Below are 17,608 nucleotides of genomic sequence, written 5' to 3'. Positions count from 1 at the left end.
TATCCTTATTTTTGTACTACGATATTTTCTTGTGAGGGATCAACATGCTGCATTTGCAGCTTTTCCGTTGCGATCCGTTCAACACGGCTATGGTCGCCGAGCGCGTTCTCCTCAAGGATCAAGTTGCGCCATTCGATATCCAGCGCATCTCGCTCCAGAACCAGTTGCTCACGCTGCGCGGTCAGTAACCGCGTATGGTGAGCTGTTGTCACGACGGTAACCGCCGTCAAAATAATGCAAATGAACAGGCAGAGTGGCAGCTTCCCATACCGCAAAAGATCGTCACCGATCACGCCAGGCAAGGCATGGCGCTCGTTGCTTCCTATCGATCCTTTAACTTTGCTGAGGGCTTCTGTCACTCTGCTGATCATGCGTTCGTCCTCTCTGCAATACGCAGAACTGAACTACGGGCACGAGGATTTTCAGCTACCTCTTCTTCACCCGGCATCATCTTGCCTAGTGCTCTTAACTCACGGCCGCCCAGCTTTTTGATCTGCGCTTCCGTCATCGGTATTCCAGCCGGAACCTGAGGACCACGGCTTTGTTCGCGCATAAAGCGTTTCACAATGCGGTCTTCAAGCGAATGGAAACTGATAATCGAAAGGCGACCACCTGGTGCCAGCACGCTGAGCGAGCTTTTTAGCGCCTGCTCTATCTCCTCCAGTTCACTGTTCACCCAGATGCGCACCGCCTGGAAGGTACGGGTCGCGGGATGTTTGAATTTGTCTTTCACCGGCATTGCCGCCGCAATCACTTCCGCCAGCTCCTTGGTGCGGGTCATCGGTTCGATGCGATTGCGGTCTACGATGGCGCGAGCAATGCGTTTACCAAAGCGCTCCTCGCCAAAGGTTTTAATCACCCAGGCAATATCCGCTTCATCGGCGGTTTGCAGCCATTCGGCCGCGGACTGACCGCGTGTTGGATCCATACGCATATCCAACGGACCATCACGCATAAACGAAAAACCGCGCTCCGCGTCATCAAGCTGCGGTGAAGACACGCCAAGATCGAGAAGAATCCCGTCGATCTTACCGGTAAGCCCACGCTCGGCGACATAGTCAGCCAGCGCAGAGAAAGGTCCATGGACGATGGAGAAACGGGGATCGGTAATCGTCTGTGCAACGGCAATAGCCTGCGGATCGCGATCGATAGCCAGTAAACGTCCCTCTTCGCCAAGCTGGGAGAGGATCAGACGTGAATGACCACCGCGACCAAATGTCCCGTCAATGTAGATGCCGTCTGGACGAATATTCAGGCCGTTGACGGCCTCATCCAGCAACACCGTTGTATGTTTATAATTTTCCATCATTTTATAGAGACAAATCCTGCAATCGTTCCGACAGCGCGCCGGTAACAGACTGCTCAGCGTCGATATCTTCCTTGACCTGTTGATACCAGGTCGTTTCATCCCACAGCTCAAACTTATTGAACTGCCCAACCAGCATCACTTCTTTCGTTAGCCCCGCATGTTGCCGCAGAATGGGCGCTATCAATAATCGGCCAGCGCTATCCATCTGGCATTCGCTGGCATGCCCCAACAACAGGCGCTGTACGCGACGCTCAACTGGATTCATGCTCGACAGACGCGATAACTTCTGCTCGATAATTTCCCATTCAGGCAGGGGGTACAGCAGCAGGCACGGGTGATGGATGTCAATGGTGCAAACCATTTGACCGGTAGCGCTCTCAAGCAGTTGCTCCCGATAACGGGTGGGCACAGATAAGCGCCCTTTACTGTCGAGATTAACTAACGTTGCTCCCCGGAACATGCCAGTCTCACCCCCGATTACCACTTTATCCCACAAAATCCCACTTAAAGGAGTTTACGGAGCGGAGGAAAACCTTGTCAAGCAAGTCACGGCGCTAAGCGGAGCAAAAAACACATTGTTTACGGCTAATATCAGCGTTGAACAAATTCCGTACAGCAAACGAAGCAAATTAACGTCATGAATATTTGTAAGAAAAAAATCCAACAACTCATGATTGTTTAAAACAACTGAATATCATCAAAAGAAAATATAAAGTGTCAGTTTGCGACGCGAGCGGCATTTTAGGACAATATGCAGCGAGATAACAGTACCAGTTAATCAGTCTGTATGCCGTGCAGGAGCGAGGTCAGCGTGAGGTTGTCGCCATAGGGCAGCAAAGTGTTTGTTAATTCGGCAAATCCCTACAAGCATGTAACAAAATAATACAACCGTAACGCATCTTTACGCTTCAATAACCCAAAAATGGCGAGTTGCATTTTTAATTCGGCATAATTCACGAATCAATTTCAGATAATTCTAAAGAATATTCTTAATTATAATGAGGTTATTTCTGAGAATAGAATATTTGATGACGTCAGAGGCTTATGCCGTTGACGTCATCAAATGAGGCAACTTAGTTACGGCTCAGAATACCGCGACGGTACAGATTACGCCGTATACGCGTTAACCCAGGTTTGGGTTTACGCGGCTCATCCAGACTTGCCAGCACAATCTCCAGCACGCGTTCCGCTACATCACGATGGCGTTGCGCCACCGCGAGAACCGGACACTGCAGGAAGTCGAGCAGTTCGTGATCGCCAAAAGTCGCTATCGCCAAATCAGACGGCAACTGCCCATCGCGACGCAGGGTCACATCCATCACCCCCTGCAACAGAGCAAACGACGTGGTAAACAGCGCCTGAGGCATTGGATGCGTTTCCAGCCATTTATCAAACAACTGCGCTGCCGCTTCACGTTCATAGCTGTTGGCGTAGAGGAAATGCACCTCACGCGGATCATCTTTCCACGCGGTACGGAAGCCCTGCTCACGCAGGAAGCTGACAGATAATTCAGGGAGCGCGCCCAGATAAAGTACGGTTTCTGCAGGGAATTTACGTAACTCCTGCGCCAGCATTTCCGCATCATCCTGGTCCGCGCCCACGACGCTGGTGAAATGTTCGCGATCCAGCGCACGGTCCAGCGCCACAATCGGGAATGAACTGTTTGCCCAGCGCTGATAGAACGGATGTTCTGGCGGCAAGGAAGTCGACACAATGATGGCATCAACCTGGCGCTGTAAAAGATGCTCAATACAGCGCATTTCGTTATCTGGCTGATCTTCGGAGCAGGCAATCAACAGTTGATACCCGCGCTGACGCGCCTGGCGCTCCAGATAGTTTGCGATCCGGGTATAGCTTGTGTTTTCAAGATCCGGGATCACCAGCCCGATAGAACGTGTGCGTCCAGCACGCAGCCCGGCCGCCACGGCATTCGGGTGGTAATTATGCTCACGCACCACCGCCATGACTTTTTCAACCGTTTTGTCGCTTACGCGATATTGCTTTGCTTTGCCATTAATAACGTAGCTTGCAGTCGTTCGCGAAACGCCGGCCAACCGAGCGATTTCATCCAGTTTCACAATTGCCCCTTGCGTAAAATGTACAAACCATAACCTTTGTGATGGCATGGGTTAAGTTTCTTAACATCTAAGCGCAGAATAATGACTGCGGCAACCGCTTTTGTCTCTGGTTACTGCTGATTTCGCAAAAAAAAAGCGCAACAGGAAGCATCAGCGAAAACGGGTACGTTACCTGTAGGCCGGATAAAGCGTTTACACCGCCATCCGGCATGACCTCCACGAGGATGCCTGATGACGCTGTGCTTGTCAGGCCTACAGTCGAGTATTAGCGCATGATTTTATCACCGCGAGAAAGCCCCACCACGCCGGAACGGGCTACCTCTACAATTTTGGCGACTTCACGTAATGTTGCCAGGAACGCATCCAGCTTATCACTGGTGCCCGCCAACTGTACGGTGTAGATGGACGGCGTGACGTCGATGATTTGCCCGCGGAAAATCTCCGTGTTGCGTTTCACCTCCTCCCGACCATAGCCGCTGGCCTGGATTTTCACCAACATGATCTCGCGTTCAACATGGGCGCCCTGCCCCAGTTCGCTAACGCGCAGAACATCCACCAGTTTGTGTAGTTGCTTTTCGATCTGCTCCAGGACTTTCTCATCCCCTACCGTCTGAATCGTCATTCGCGATAAGGTTGGATCGTCAGTGGGTGCAACGGTCAGGCTTTCAATATTGTATCCACGCTGGGCGAAAAGGCCTATCACACGCGACAAGGCACCCGACTCGTTTTCCAGCAATACCGATAATATCCGGCGCATAATCAGGTCCTCTCCGTTTTGCTTAACCACATTTCATCCATACCGCCCCCACGAATCTGCATCGGGTAGACATGCTCGCTGCCATCAACGGTGACATCGACAAACACCAGACGACGATTGCGCACATGCTCCAGCGCTTCACTCAGTTTGCTTTCCAGTTCTTCTGGATGGTTAATCTGGATACCAACATGCCCATAAGCCTCGGCAAGGCGCACAAAATCGGGCAGCGACTGCATATAAGATTGTGAGTGACGTCCGGAGTAGATCATGTCCTGCCACTGCTTGACCATGCCGAGATAACGGTTGTTCAGGTTGAGCACCAGTACCGGCAACTCATATTGCAGCGCCGTAGACAGTTCCTGGATGTTCATCTGAATACTGCCATCCCCGGTAACACACACTACCGTTTCATCCGGCAGCGCCATTTTCACGCCTAACGCCGCAGGTAATCCAAATCCCATGGTGCCGAGGCCGCCTGAGTTAATCCAACGGCGTGGTTTATCGAATGGGTAGTAGAGTGCGGCAAACATCTGATGCTGACCAACGTCAGAGGTGACATACGCATCCCCTTTCGTCAGACGCCAGATGGTTTCAATCACCGCCTGTGGCTTAATGCTTTCACTTTGCGTGTCATATTTCAGGCACTGACGGGCGCGCCAGTGTTCAATCTGTTGCCACCAGTCACGGTTATCATCCAGCGGCTGCTGAGATTTCTCCTGCTCCAGCAGTTCGAGCATCTGATCGAGTACCAGACGAGCATCGCCGACAATCGGAATATCCGCAGTGACGGTTTTCGAAATAGAGGTCGGATCGATGTCGATATGCAGCACGGTCGCATTTGGGCAATATTTTGCCAGGTTATTGGTCGTTCGATCGTCAAAGCGCACGCCGACGGCGAAGATCACATCGGAATGATGCATGGTCATGTTTGCTTCGTAAGTTCCATGCATGCCCAGCATCCCAAGCGCCTGCCGATGTGTTGCCGGAAACGAGCCTAACCCCATCAGCGAGGAAACAACCGGCAGATTAAGTGCTTCAGCGATCTGGCCTAACTGCGCATGGCAGGCGGCATTAACGGCGCCACCACCCACGTACACAACCGGTTTTTTAGCCGCGACTAACGTCTGCAGAGCGCGTTTTATCTGCCCTTTATGTCCGGTCGTCGTCGGATTATACGAACGCATGCTCACCGACTCAGGCCAGCTATAAGGCAGTTTCTTAGCTGGATTCAGAATATCCTTCGGCAAGTCCACTACCACAGGCCCGGGACGACCGCTGGCCGCCAGCCAGAAGGCTTTTTTTAGCACCTGTGGGATGTCTTCAGTTTGTTTGACCAGGAAACTGTGCTTCACCACCGGGCGGGATATGCCCACCATGTCACACTCCTGGAAGGCATCATAGCCAATCAGCGACGTTGCGACCTGCCCAGAGAGGATCACCAACGGAATGGAATCCATGTAAGCCGTTGCAATCCCGGTAATCGCGTTGGTAGCGCCGGGTCCTGAAGTGACTAATACGACGCCCACCTCCCCCGTAGCGCGCGCAAGGCCATCAGCCATGTGTACCGCAGCCTGCTCATGGCGGACCAGCACATGATCAATACCACCGACCGTATGCAGCGCATCATAAATATCGAGGACGGCCCCCCCGGGATAACCGAATACCTGCTTTACACCCTGATCGATGAGCGATCGGACGACCATCTCGGCTCCAGACAACATCTCCATGGCTTGCCTCACTCTTATAATGAAAAACGGTTTAACAACACATTAACCGCTGACGATGACGCATGGCAATTGACTCCGCAGGGGTAGCCTCAGAGCAAATAAGAATAAAACGGAGGAAAGCGTCGATTTAAAGGAGAATTAAACCAGGATAAGTAAATGATATGATAAATAATCGCTTAAAAAGGGGGACTTACAGCTATTACTCTATTTTTTTACACTTTTGGCTAAACCTGAAAAGTGGATTTCAGCATAAAATTTCATATACAAAGAAAAAAGCAGAACAAACAAGTTGCATTAACCGATTTGTTCTGCTGAATGCTATTGCTTACAGACGGAGACCAACAGCTCTTCCATCCATTGATGTCCTTTATCCCGGCCAGCAGCTTCATGCCAGGAAAGATAACATGTCCGACTATTCAATTTTAAAGGTAAAGGCAATATCTGAAGTTCTAACGAATCTGCGAACTCTTCTGCCAACCAACGTGGCGCAATCGAAACCAGATGCGTTTGCGATACAATATTAAGAACGCTAATTAATGCCATGCCCTGGTAAGCGACGCAAGATTGTTTATCCGGCGTGTCATACCACGGCTGACTGAAAGATGCGAAGCGGTCCAACGAAACCACCGCGTGCTGCTCATTATAAAGGTCGCTTTCCAATAATGGACCACTAATGCGCGGATGCTTTTTGCTCGCGACTAATACCATTTCATCATTGAATAACGGAATACTTGAGAATTCTGGACGGCGGAATTCTTCATAGCTAATAACAAACTCAGTTTCCTGGTAACGCAACTGATGCTCGGTATTTTGATTGAGTGAAGATTTAAATACGACATTAATGTTTGGCGCGACTTGTTCAACCCGATTATAAATCAATGATGTCAGGATATTATCTAATGGGCTGCATACGCAAAGATTGAATACACGTTCGCTGCTGGTTGGCTCAAAACCCGATCCAGGCAGCTCGTTTTGCACTAATTGCAATGCCTGACGAATGGAACCAAATAGCTGGAAAGCTCTTGCTGTCGGCTGGATCCCACGACCGTAACGAACAAAAAGCTCATCATTAAACATGACCTTCAGGCGCGCTACCGCATTACTGACTGCTGGTTGTGACATCCCTAAGGTATGCGCTGCGCGGGTAATATTCTGTTCCTGCATCACCGCATCAAAAACAGTTAAAAGATTAAGGTCAACCATGCGAAGCTGCGGTTTTCCTGGCTCTAAAAGATTGGGTTTATCTATTATTTTTACTTCTGGCATAGTTAACTCCACTGTCACTCTAAACTCCCTTTTCCCAGACGGAGTGAAGAAATAACCTCCGTTAATATGATTTACCATGCATATAAAATGAGAAAAAGGAAAAACATTAAAATTAGGAAAACATAAAGGTACAAACCTAAATGAACAAAAGAGCAATGCGAGCGCAGTGTGGCAGAGGTCACTGCACGATGATTCATATGTTTAAATTTCAAAAACAATATAACCATAAGCACGGCGAATACACAATCATACATATTATGAATGTATATTTAAGTTTTAATTAAATGTTTATATTATTAATACATTAAAAGTTAACATTAATTTATCAATTATGAGCTTCTGCTCTCTTCCTATCCATTCAGAATTAGTATAAAAACAGGTAAATCATACAGATATAAAATCTCAAATAGATCAATTAGTTCAACAGATGGTTACAGTAAGTGCAAGCAAATATGCTTAAATATGTCTAATCATGAAAAATATGTACAAGCATCAGCGGATTAATTTTATATACGGTAAAAAATTCAGCACAATTCGCTTAAGTTTTGCCTAAACTTTCCTCTGCTAAAGGGGCATTTACAGAGGATGGGGTTGACATCGAAGTTCATATCCAGTACCACTAAAAGCATATCGCATTCGCCTGGAGCTTAATTGATGACTTACATTGCTCGTTTCAACGGTCTACTACTACTAAACGCATCTTCGTTGCGCGGTAGACTGGTGGACGACATTCAGCATTAAGTCAGCTCCAGTTAAGACAGAAACCCGCGCCGTTGCGCGGGTTTTTTTATGCTCGAAGCAAGGCGCCCTAAAGACCAAGGACCTAAACCATGAGCCAGCAAGTCATTATTTTCGATACCACCTTACGCGACGGAGAACAGGCGTTACAGGCAAGCCTGAGTGTGAAAGAAAAACTGCAGATTGCGCTGGCCCTCGAGCGTATGGGCGTTGACGTGATGGAAGTGGGTTTCCCGGTTTCTTCACCCGGTGACTTTGAGTCGGTTCAAACCATTGCTCGTCAGGTCAAGAACAGCCGCGTTTGCGCCTTAGCGCGCTGCGTTGAAAAAGATATCGATGTTGCCGCTGAATCCCTGAAGGTCGCTGAAGCTTTCCGCATTCATACGTTTATCGCCACCTCGCCGATGCATATCGCAACAAAATTACGCAGCACGCTGGATGAGGTTATCGAGCGAGCTATCTATATGGTTAAGCGAGCGCGTAATTATACGGATGACGTGGAATTCTCCTGCGAAGACGCTGGTCGTACTCCTATCGCAGACCTGGCTCGCGTGGTAGAAGCCGCCATTAATGCGGGTGCCAAAACCATCAATATCCCCGATACCGTCGGTTACACCATGCCTTTCGAATTTGGCGCAATCATTTCCGGTCTGTATGAACGCGTACCAAATATCGATAAAGCCATCATCTCAGTGCACACCCATGATGATTTAGGTCTGGGCGTCGGCAACGCGCTGGCGGCCGTTCATGCCGGTGCGCGTCAGGTGGAAGGCGCAATGAATGGTATCGGCGAACGTGCTGGTAACTGCTCACTGGAAGAAGTGATTATGGCGATCAAAGTGCGCAAAGATATCCTGAACGTACAGACCCGCATTAATCACCAGGAGATCTGGCGTACCAGCCAGTTAGTCAGCCAAATCTGTAACATGCCCATTCCGGCAAACAAAGCGATTGTCGGTAGCGGTGCCTTTGCGCACTCCTCCGGCATCCATCAGGACGGCGTACTGAAAAATCGTGAAAACTACGAAATCATGACGCCTGAATCCATCGGCTTGAATCAGGTGCAGTTGAACCTGACCTCCCGTTCCGGACGCGCCGCGGTGAAACACCGTATGGACGAGATGGGCTATAAAGAAAATGAATACAATCTGGACAACCTGTATGACGCTTTCCTGAAACTGGCAGATAAAAAAGGTCAGGTATTCGATTACGACCTGGAAGCGCTGGCTTTTATTAACAAACAGCAGGAAGAACCAGAACACTTCCGTCTGGACTATTTCAGCGTACAGTCTGGTTCTAATGATATTGCCACGGCCTCCGTCAAGCTGGCCTGTGGTGAAGACGTCAAAGCCGAAGCGGCGAACGGTAACGGCCCGGTCGATGCCATTTATCAGGCCATTAACCGCGTGACGGAATACAACATCGAACTGGTGAAATACAGCCTGACCGCCAAGGGGCACGGTAAAGATGCGCTGGGTCAGGTGGATATCGTCGCCAACTATAACGGTCGCCGCTTCCACGGCGTCGGTCTGGCAACAGATATCGTCGAGTCTTCCGCTAAAGCGATGGTGCATGTGCTGAACAATATCTGGCGCGCCGAAGAAGTCGAAAAAGAATTGCAACGCAAAGCTCAGAACAACGAAAACAACAAGGAAACCGTGTGATGTCGAAGAATTACCATATTGCTGTTTTGCCGGGTGACGGTATTGGCCCGGAAGTGATGGCGCAAGCCTTGAAAGTACTGGACGCAATTCGCCACCGTTTTAACCTGCGCATTACCACCAGCCACTACGATGTGGGTGGCGCCGCCATCGATAATCACGGTCAGCCGCTGCCACCGGCAACAGTTGAAGGCTGTGAGCAAGCTGACGCCATTCTGTTTGGCTCCGTTGGCGGCCCGAAATGGGAAAACCTGCCGCCAAACCAGCAGCCTGAACGCGGTGCGCTGCTGCCATTGCGTAAGCATTTCAAATTATTCAGCAACCTGCGCCCGGCAAAGCTGTACCAGGGGCTGGAAGCGTTTTGCCCGCTGCGTGCCGATATCGCCGCTAACGCTTTCGACATCCTGTGCGTGCGAGAACTGACCGGTGGGATCTACTTCGGTCAGCCAAAAGGCCGCGAAGGCAGCGGCCAGCATGAAAAAGCCTTTGATACCGAGGTATATCACCGTTTCGAGATCGAACGTATTGCCCGTATCGCGTTTGAGTCAGCTCGCCAGCGTCGCCGTAAAGTCACGTCGATTGATAAAGCTAACGTGCTGCAGTCTTCCATTCTGTGGCGTGAAATCGTTAGTGAAATTGGTAAAGAGTATGCGGACGTTGAACTGGCGCATATGTACATCGACAACGCCACCATGCAGTTGATTAAAGACCCGTCGCAGTTTGACGTCGTGCTGTGCTCTAACCTGTTCGGCGACATCCTCTCCGATGAGTGTGCGATGATCACCGGCTCCATGGGCATGCTGCCGTCCGCCAGCCTGAACGAGCAGGGTTTTGGTCTGTACGAGCCTGCTGGCGGCTCCGCCCCGGATATCGCTGGGAAAAACATTGCTAACCCTATCGCCCAGATCCTGTCGCTGGCGCTGCTGCTGCGCTACAGCCTGGATGCCAACGATGCGGCAACCGCAATTGAGAGCGCCATTAACCGCGCATTAGAAGAAGGCATTCGCACTGGTGATTTGGCCCGTGGCGCTGCCGCAGTCGGTACCGATGAAATGGGCGACATCATTGCCCGTTACGTCGCAGAAGGGGTGTAATCATGGCCAAAACGTTATACGAAAAATTGTTTGATGCGCACGTTGTCTTTGAGGCGCAAAACGAAACCCCGCTGCTGTACATCGACCGCCATCTGGTGCATGAAGTCACCTCCCCGCAGGCGTTTGATGGTCTGCGCGCGCATGGACGTCAGGTGCGCCAGCCGGGTAAAACCTTCGCCACCATGGACCACAACGTCTCCACGCAGACCAAAGACATTAACGCCTCCGGCGAAATGGCGCGTATTCAGATGCAGGAATTGATCAAAAACTGCAATGAATTTGGCGTCGAACTGTACGACCTGAACCACCCGTACCAGGGTATCGTGCATGTGATGGGGCCTGAGCAAGGCGTGACCTTGCCGGGAATGACCATCGTCTGTGGCGACTCCCACACCGCCACCCACGGCGCGTTCGGCGCGCTGGCGTTCGGTATCGGCACGTCAGAAGTTGAACACGTGCTGGCAACGCAAACCCTGAAACAGGGCCGCGCCAAAACCATGAAGATTGAAGTCAACGGCAAAGCCGCGCCGGGCATCACGGCGAAAGATATCGTGCTGGCGATTATCGGTAAAACCGGCAGCGCTGGCGGCACCGGCCACGTGGTGGAGTTCTGCGGTGAAGCGATTCGCGACCTGACCATGGAAGGCCGCATGACCCTGTGCAACATGGCGATTGAGCTGGGCGCGAAAGCGGGCCTGGTCGCGCCGGACCAGACCACCTTCAACTATGTCGAGGGCCGTCTGCACGCACCGAAAGGCAAAGATTTTGACGATGCCGTCGCCTACTGGAAAACCCTGCAAACGGATGAAGGCGCCACTTTCGACAGCGTCGTCACCCTGCAAGCAGAAGAGATCGCGCCGCAGGTCACCTGGGGGACTAACCCGGGCCAGGTTATCTCCGTGAATGACAACATTCCGGATCCGGCGTCCTTCAGCGATCCGGTTGAACGCGCCAGCGCCGAAAAAGCGTTGGCCTATATGGGCCTGAAGCCGGGGATCCCACTGACCGACGTGGCTATCGATAAAGTGTTTATTGGTTCCTGCACCAACTCGCGTATCGAAGATCTGCGCGCGGCGGCGGAAATCGCCAAGGGCCGTAAAGTGGCGCCGGGTGTACAAGCGCTGGTGGTGCCAGGCTCCGGCCCAGTGAAAGCGCAAGCGGAAGCGGAAGGTCTGGATAAGATCTTTATCGAAGCGGGTTTTGAATGGCGTCTGCCGGGCTGCTCAATGTGCCTGGCCATGAACAATGACCGCCTGAACCCAGGCGAGCGCTGCGCATCCACCAGCAACCGTAACTTTGAAGGTCGTCAGGGCCGCGGTGGCCGTACGCACCTGGTCAGCCCGGCGATGGCGGCAGCGGCCGCGGTCACCGGCCATTTCGCCGACATTCGTAGCATCAAATAAGGAAACTACCATGGCAGAGAAATTTACCCAGCATACCGGCCTGGTTGTCCCACTGGATGCCGCCAACGTCGATACCGATGCAATTATCCCGAAACAGTTTTTGCAGAAGGTTACGCGCACCGGTTTTGGCGCCCATCTGTTTAACGACTGGCGTTTCCTGGACGAAAAGGGTCAACAGCCAAATCCAGAGTTTGTGCTGAACTTCCCGGAATATAAAGGTGCCTCAATTCTGCTGGCACGGGAAAACTTTGGCTGCGGCTCTTCACGCGAACATGCGCCGTGGGCGCTGACCGACTACGGCTTTAAAGTAGTGATCGCGCCAAGCTTCGCCGATATCTTCTACGGCAACAGTTTCAACAACCAACTGCTGCCGGTGAAATTAAGCGACGAACAGGTCGATGAGCTGTTCAACCTGGTCAAAGCCAATCCGGGGATTACATTTGAAGTGGATCTGGTCGCGCAGGTAGTGAAAGCAGGCGATAAGACCTACAGCTTTAAAATCGACGACTTCCGCCGCCACTGCATGTTGAACGGTCTGGACAGCATCGGGCTGACGCTGCAGCACGAAGCCGCCATCACCGAGTACGAAGACAAGCAGCCCGCGTTTATGCAGTAATCTCTCCCGCTGGTCACCACACGGTGGCCAGCCCTTTCTCTTCGCCTAAAGCGTATCGCCGTAATAGATTTGGTAGCCAAGATTGACGCTGCCCGGCGCATCTTTCCCGTTCAAACGCTTAATCAGAATATCCGCTGCCGTTTTGCCAATCTCAAAGCGTGGCGTAATCACGCTGGCAATTTTTTGCAGCCGTGCGCGCCCTATTTCCAGCCCGTGGAAACCGGCAATCGCCATTTTTCCCGGCACATCGTACTGCTGTGCCTGACACTCCAGCAGCGCGCCAACCGCCAGGTCATCGTTGGTACAGAAAATAGCGTCAATATCCGGTTTTTCCGCCATCGCCTGCTGGAACATCTTGCGGCCCAGCGCCACCGACGAAATGGTTTTTGGCGCCAGGTGGTACGCTTCCAGCCCCTGCGCCGCCAGCGCTTTCTCGGTGCCGCGAAAACGGCTAAGGTCGCGGGGGTCATCCATCGAGCCAAAGAAAGCAATGCTGCGTTTGCCGCTGTCGATAAAAGCCTGCGTCATTTCAAACGCGGCTTTTTCGTTATCAAACCCAACCTGAATATCAAGATACTGGCCGCTAATGTCCATTAGTTCTGCCACCGGCACGCCGCTGGCGCGCACGTACTGGCTCATCCGCTCGGTATGCAGCTTTCCCGTGAGGATCAGGCCGTCGATATTGTAAGAGAGCAGGTTCAGCACTTCGCGTTCTTCACGCTCGGCATCATATTCGTAGTTGGCGATCAGCGTCTGGTACTGGCAGGCCGAGGTGACGGATTCAATCCCCGCCAGCACATCGGCAAAGATCTGATTACGAAACGAGGGGATCAGCACACCAATGGTTTTGCTGCGGGCGTTGAGCAGAATTTCCGGGGCGCGGTTGGGGATGTAGTTGTTCTCTTCCATCACTTTCGAAATCAATTCGCGGCTGCGTTGCGACACCTGATTCGGGTCACGCAGATAACGGCTGACCGTCATCTTATTCAGCCCGGCCAGGGCGGCAATATCCTGTAATGTCATCCGATTGTTTTTCATGAGGTTCTCTACGACCAACAGCCCATTATGCTCGCAGAGAACCTTATCACAGCCGGTTAGCGACTGCACTCCTCGCTCAACCTTAACGCGTAGCCATCTCAGCCGACGGCGACGTGGTTTCATTTTGCGCACGAACGCAGTACATCAGCACCACCGACGCCAGCAGAGCAATCGCCATGAAGGTGTAGGAGACGCCCGGCCCGCCGGTCACACCGTTGAGGTAACCCACCAGCCACGCGCCGAGGAATGCCCCTAACGCGCCAAAACTGTTGATCATCCCCATCGACACGCCGGAGACGTTGCGCGGCAGCAGTTCGGGGATCAGCGCAAAGAACGGCCCGTAAGGCGCATACATACAGGCAGCGGCCACAACCAGCAGCACGTAGGAGAGCCAGAAGGACTGGTTGCCCAACAACCACGAGGCAAAGAACGCGATGGCGGCAATCAACAGCAGCGGCCAGATAAACAGTTTACGGTTCTGGAACTTATCGGACAGCCAGGAGACGGTCAGCATCAGGCAAATCGCCGCCAGATACGGCACCGCTGCCAGCCAGCCCACCGCCACGATGTCCATCTGTGCCGCATTTTTGAGGATTGACGGCATCCACATCATGAAGCCATACACCCCGATGCTCCACAGCGCATGCACCGCGCAAAGCATAATGACGCTGCGTGAACGCATCGCTTCACCGTAGTTACGCATCGGTTTGATGTCGCGCTGCTCGCGATCCATCGCCTGCTGTAATGCCTGTTTCTCCTGCTCACTCAACCAGCCCGCATCCGCCGGTTTGTCGCGTACCATAATCACCCAGCAGAACGCCCAGATCACCGCCGGAATGCCTTCGAAAATAAACATTTCGCGCCAGCCCCAGGCTTCAATCAGGTAGCCGGAGACAATCGACATCCACAGCACCGTCACCGGGTTACCGAGGATCAAAAAGGTATTGGCGCGCGAACGTTCGGTTTTGGTGAACCAGTTGCTGATATAAATCAGCATCGCGGGCATCACCGCCGCTTCGACGATCCCAAGAATAAAGCGGATCGCCATCAGCGTTGGGATATTGCTTACAAAGCCGGTCGCCGCGGCACAAAGCCCCCAAAGGATCAGGCTGTAAAAAATCATTTTGCGCACGCTATGCTTAACGGCGTACATCGCACCCGGCACCTGGAAGAAGAAATAGCCCAGGAAGAACAGCGCGCCAATTAACGATGCGGTTCCCTGAGTAATTCCTAAATCATGTTCAATACCGGCGGCAGCGGCAAAGCCGTAATTGGCGCGGTCGAGATAAGCTAAGCTGTAGGTAATAAAAATAATCGGCATTAAATACCACCAGCGACGCGCCGGCAGTTTTGCGAGCATATTCATACTCACTCCTTGGATTATTGTTTTATCTGTCAGGCCGCGCGTAGCGGCCCATTATTGATCAGACCGCGGCCAGCATGCCGCCGTCCACAAACAGAAGATGTCCATTAACAAAGTCAGAGGCCGGCGCGGCAAGATAAACCGCCGCGCCGATCAACTCTTCCGGTTTACCCCAGCGGGCGGCGGGCGTGCGCTGGAACAGCCAGGCGGAGAATGCCTCATCGTTAACCAGCGCGGTGGTCATGTCGGTGGCGAAATAACCGGGCGCAATACCGTTGACCTGAATATTGTATTCCGCCAGTTCCACGCACATGCCACGGGTTAACATTTTGACCGCGCCTTTTGACGCCGCGTATGGGGTAATGGTTTTACGACCTAATTCGCTTTGCATTGAGCAGATATTAATAATCTTCCCGCGGCGGCGTTGCACCATGTAGCGGGAAACCTGCTGCGACACCAGAAAGACCGATTTCTGGTTTACATCAATCACTTTGTCCCATTCAGCCTCCGGGAATTCGGTGAAGGGATAACGACGCTGAATTCCGGCGTTGTTAATTAAAACATCAATGGCCCCAACTTCCTTTTCGATTTGCGCGATGGCGCGCGCCACCTCTTCCCCGTTGGTGACATCAAATCCATAGCCAACGGCGCGATAGCCTTCGGCCACCAGTTTGTCCGCCGCCGCCTGAGCGCGCTGCTGGGTAATATCGTTAATCACAATCTCAGCACCGTGCGCCGCCAGACCGTTGGCCAGCAGGTTACCAATGCCCTGAGCGGAACCGGTAATCAGCGCGCGTTTACCAGTCAGGTCGAATAGGTTTTTCATAAAAAAACTCCTTTTTTAATAACTGTTACGCGTAACTGTATACGCGTAACAGTAGAAAAAAGAAGATCAGGAAGAGGAAAATGATCGTTATGTGATCAACATTGCATTTACGTGCAAGATGAAAAAAAGAGGGATTGGCCTGATAAGCGTAACGCGATCAGGCCGTAAGGACAGGTTGCCGGATGGCGGCGTAAACGCCTTATCCGGCCTACAAAAACGACAAAAGCGAATACGAAATGTCATCCGGTCGAACACAGCGACGCCGGGACTGCACCGGACTAAACATCCTTCACCCGCCCAGTCATCCACAACGTGACCACCGAAATCGCCGCAATTACCCAATAGACAGCATAGTGACCGTAGCTTTGGGCAACCGCCCCCTGAATCACTCCGGCCAGAATCACGCCCGTTGAAATACTGTTGGTGAATAATGTGGTCGCAGAACCCGCGCGCCCCGGCATCAGATCCTGAAACCACAGCATTCCTATTCCGGCGATAATACCGATAAACACCGCGTTAAACAGTTGCAGAACCAGCAGCGCCGTGCGGCTGTGAAAGAAGATCAAACCGAGATAAAACAATACGCCCGCCGCTACGGCCGCAATCATCATGCGCCGCTTGCCAAAGCGTTTCACATAGTAGCCCGCCAGAATCATCGCCGGAATTTCCAGCCCGGCCGCGGTGCCCATCAGGATCCCGGCCAGCTTGTCCGGTAAACCCAGTTCAAGGCTGATCCACAGCGGCATATCGATGATGTACATGGTGTTGCAGGTCCACATCAGCGTGGAGGCAATAAACAGCATGCGTACATTTTTGTCCTGCCAACCGCCAGCCTGTTCCAGCGGCACATCGACAGGTTGTTCCACCCGCGCCACAGACGGCAGTATCAGCGCGATTAGCACGAGGCTAATAGCAAAAATGCCTGCGGCAATGGAAAACATCGCCGTGAAGCCGTAATTCAGCGCCAGCATAAAGGCCAGCGGCGGCCCAATCACCCAGGCCAGCGAAAGCTGCGCACGCATCACCGAGCTAAACATCACCACTTCGCGCGCGGAACTATCGGCATATTCCCGCGCCAGCGCAAACAGCTGCGGCATGGCGGTATTCGCCAGCGAAGCCAGCAGCACACCGCAGGTGATCAGAGTGAGATAGTGGCGATTAAAGGCAAACAACAGCGCGTTGCCGATTGCCATCAGACAACAGAACATGATCAGTTTGCGCCGATCGCCCTGACTGTCGGATCGTTTCGCCAGACCAAGGCTGACTCCGATCCCGGCAATGGCGTTGACGGTGTAAAACAGCCCGACCCAAAATGGCTGCGCACCGACTTCACGGCTCAGAAACAGACTCAGCGTGGGAGCCTGCAACGCCCCGGCCACGCCCATCATAAAAGCGACCAGCATAAATGCCGCGTAAACGCCGTTGAGGCGCCGTCCCATGGTCATAATCCAGAGCATATCTTTCCTTTTAAGCGCAGCTGAAACGAAAAAAGCCAGCAGATAATACCTGCTGGCGCGGCGATTAACACCAATACTCAGTCACACATGATGTCTGCAACTCGCAATTCGGAGGTCAGGCTGTCACCTCCCACTGCATCAGTTCTTCAAGCATCTTTAAGCGCTGCGGTGCGCTCAGGCAAGCCAACCAGGACGATTTTTCCGTCGCAGTAAAGTACTTCAACCAGAACTGACGCATAGATGACCCCTTCGTTGTCTCATCGCTTCATCGGAAT

The 17,608-nt window shown here is 52.3% G+C and carries 17 protein-coding genes; 5 read left to right on the top strand and 12 right to left on the bottom strand.

The window, feature by feature from the left end:
• Window positions 1-5 precede the first annotated feature (5 nt).
• From ftsL to leuO, 7 genes are all read right to left on the bottom strand, one after another.
• Window positions 6-371, bottom strand: coding sequence for a cell division protein FtsL (gene ftsL / locus FHD02_RS07270; protein ID WP_006686695.1), 366 nt, complete (start codon window positions 369-371; stop codon window positions 6-8).
• Window positions 368-1,309: a 16S rRNA (cytosine(1402)-N(4))-methyltransferase RsmH gene (rsmH, locus tag FHD02_RS07265; protein WP_220393765.1), complete on the bottom strand. Its 942-nt coding sequence runs from the start codon at window positions 1,307-1,309 to the stop codon at window positions 368-370. Before rsmH ends, ftsL begins: the two co-directional genes overlap by 4 nt.
• Window position 1,310: 1 nt before the next feature.
• The gene (gene mraZ, locus FHD02_RS07260) at window positions 1,311-1,769 is read right to left on the bottom strand and encodes a division/cell wall cluster transcriptional repressor MraZ (RefSeq protein ID WP_137360247.1); all 459 of its coding nucleotides are present in this window, start codon (window positions 1,767-1,769) and stop codon (window positions 1,311-1,313) included.
• A 613-nt stretch (window positions 1,770-2,382) separates the two neighbouring features.
• A complete protein-coding gene (gene cra, locus FHD02_RS07255) occupies window positions 2,383-3,387 on the bottom strand; it encodes a catabolite repressor/activator (RefSeq protein WP_032940373.1) in 1,005 nt (334 codons plus the stop codon).
• Between the two features lie 265 nt (window positions 3,388-3,652).
• Window positions 3,653-4,144 carry an acetolactate synthase small subunit gene (gene ilvN, locus FHD02_RS07250; protein ID WP_003829566.1) on the bottom strand — a complete coding sequence of 164 codons (492 nt, stop codon included), beginning with the start codon at window positions 4,142-4,144 and terminating at the stop codon, window positions 3,653-3,655.
• 2 nt (window positions 4,145-4,146) lie between these two features.
• Entirely contained in the window at window positions 4,147-5,871 is a 1,725-nt protein-coding gene (gene ilvI, locus FHD02_RS07245) for an acetolactate synthase 3 large subunit (RefSeq protein WP_137360246.1), read from the bottom strand.
• 318 nt (window positions 5,872-6,189) lie between these two features.
• Window positions 6,190-7,137: a transcriptional regulator LeuO gene (gene leuO / locus FHD02_RS07240; RefSeq protein ID WP_042312350.1), complete on the bottom strand. Its 948-nt coding sequence runs from the start codon at window positions 7,135-7,137 to the stop codon at window positions 6,190-6,192.
• 654 nt (window positions 7,138-7,791) lie between these two features.
• On the opposite strand from leuO, the gene leuL reads away from it, so the two are divergent.
• The 5 genes from leuL to leuD all read left to right on the top strand — a co-directional run bounded on the left by leuL (window position 7,792) and on the right by leuD (window position 12,649).
• Window positions 7,792-7,878, top strand: a complete 87-nt coding sequence (leuL, locus tag FHD02_RS07235) for a leu operon leader peptide (RefSeq protein ID WP_048998978.1) — start codon at window positions 7,792-7,794, stop codon at window positions 7,876-7,878.
• A gap of 89 nt (window positions 7,879-7,967) precedes the next feature.
• The gene (gene leuA, locus FHD02_RS07230; RefSeq protein WP_061382934.1) at window positions 7,968-9,539 is read left to right on the top strand and encodes a 2-isopropylmalate synthase; all 1,572 of its coding nucleotides are present in this window, start codon (window positions 7,968-7,970) and stop codon (window positions 9,537-9,539) included.
• Window positions 9,539-10,630 carry a 3-isopropylmalate dehydrogenase gene (gene leuB, locus FHD02_RS07225; RefSeq protein WP_220393764.1) on the top strand — a complete coding sequence of 364 codons (1,092 nt, stop codon included), beginning with the start codon at window positions 9,539-9,541 and terminating at the stop codon, window positions 10,628-10,630. The genes leuA and leuB overlap by 1 nt, the downstream gene beginning before the upstream one ends.
• A gap of 2 nt (window positions 10,631-10,632) precedes the next feature.
• On the top strand, window positions 10,633-12,033 hold the full coding sequence (gene leuC, locus FHD02_RS07220; protein ID WP_137360244.1) for a 3-isopropylmalate dehydratase large subunit: 1,401 nt from the start codon (window positions 10,633-10,635) through the stop codon (window positions 12,031-12,033).
• A gap of 10 nt (window positions 12,034-12,043) precedes the next feature.
• On the top strand, window positions 12,044-12,649 hold the full coding sequence (gene leuD, locus FHD02_RS07215) for a 3-isopropylmalate dehydratase small subunit (protein WP_137360243.1): 606 nt from the start codon (window positions 12,044-12,046) through the stop codon (window positions 12,647-12,649).
• 45 nt (window positions 12,650-12,694) lie between these two features.
• On the opposite strand, the gene FHD02_RS07210 is transcribed toward leuD, so the two are convergent.
• The 5 genes from FHD02_RS07210 to sgrT form a co-directional block, all read right to left on the bottom strand.
• Window positions 12,695-13,687, bottom strand: coding sequence for a LacI family DNA-binding transcriptional regulator (locus FHD02_RS07210; protein WP_137360242.1), 993 nt, complete (start codon window positions 13,685-13,687; stop codon window positions 12,695-12,697).
• An 82-nt stretch (window positions 13,688-13,769) separates the two neighbouring features.
• On the bottom strand, window positions 13,770-15,053 hold the full coding sequence (locus FHD02_RS07205; protein ID WP_220393763.1) for an MFS transporter: 1,284 nt from the start codon (window positions 15,051-15,053) through the stop codon (window positions 13,770-13,772).
• Window positions 15,054-15,111: 58 nt separating this feature from the next.
• Window positions 15,112-15,876, bottom strand: a complete 765-nt coding sequence (gene idnO, locus FHD02_RS07200; RefSeq protein WP_061382927.1) for a gluconate 5-dehydrogenase — start codon at window positions 15,874-15,876, stop codon at window positions 15,112-15,114.
• Window positions 15,877-16,154: 278 nt separating this feature from the next.
• Complete coding sequence (locus FHD02_RS07195; protein ID WP_220393762.1) at window positions 16,155-17,333, bottom strand: sugar efflux transporter; 1,179 nt, start codon at window positions 17,331-17,333, stop codon at window positions 16,155-16,157.
• A gap of 115 nt (window positions 17,334-17,448) precedes the next feature.
• Window positions 17,449-17,571 (bottom strand): glucose uptake inhibitor SgrT, encoded by a 123-nt coding sequence (gene sgrT, locus FHD02_RS07190; RefSeq protein WP_016151681.1) that lies wholly within the window; start codon window positions 17,569-17,571, stop codon window positions 17,449-17,451.
• Window positions 17,572-17,608 lie beyond the last annotated feature (37 nt).

Source organism: Citrobacter sp. EC_71, assembly GCF_019584005.1.
Lineage (GTDB): Bacteria > Pseudomonadota > Gammaproteobacteria > Enterobacterales > Enterobacteriaceae > Citrobacter > Citrobacter werkmanii.
Note: the sequence above shows the minus strand (reverse complement) of the source record. Positions and strands in the feature narration are given on the sequence as shown.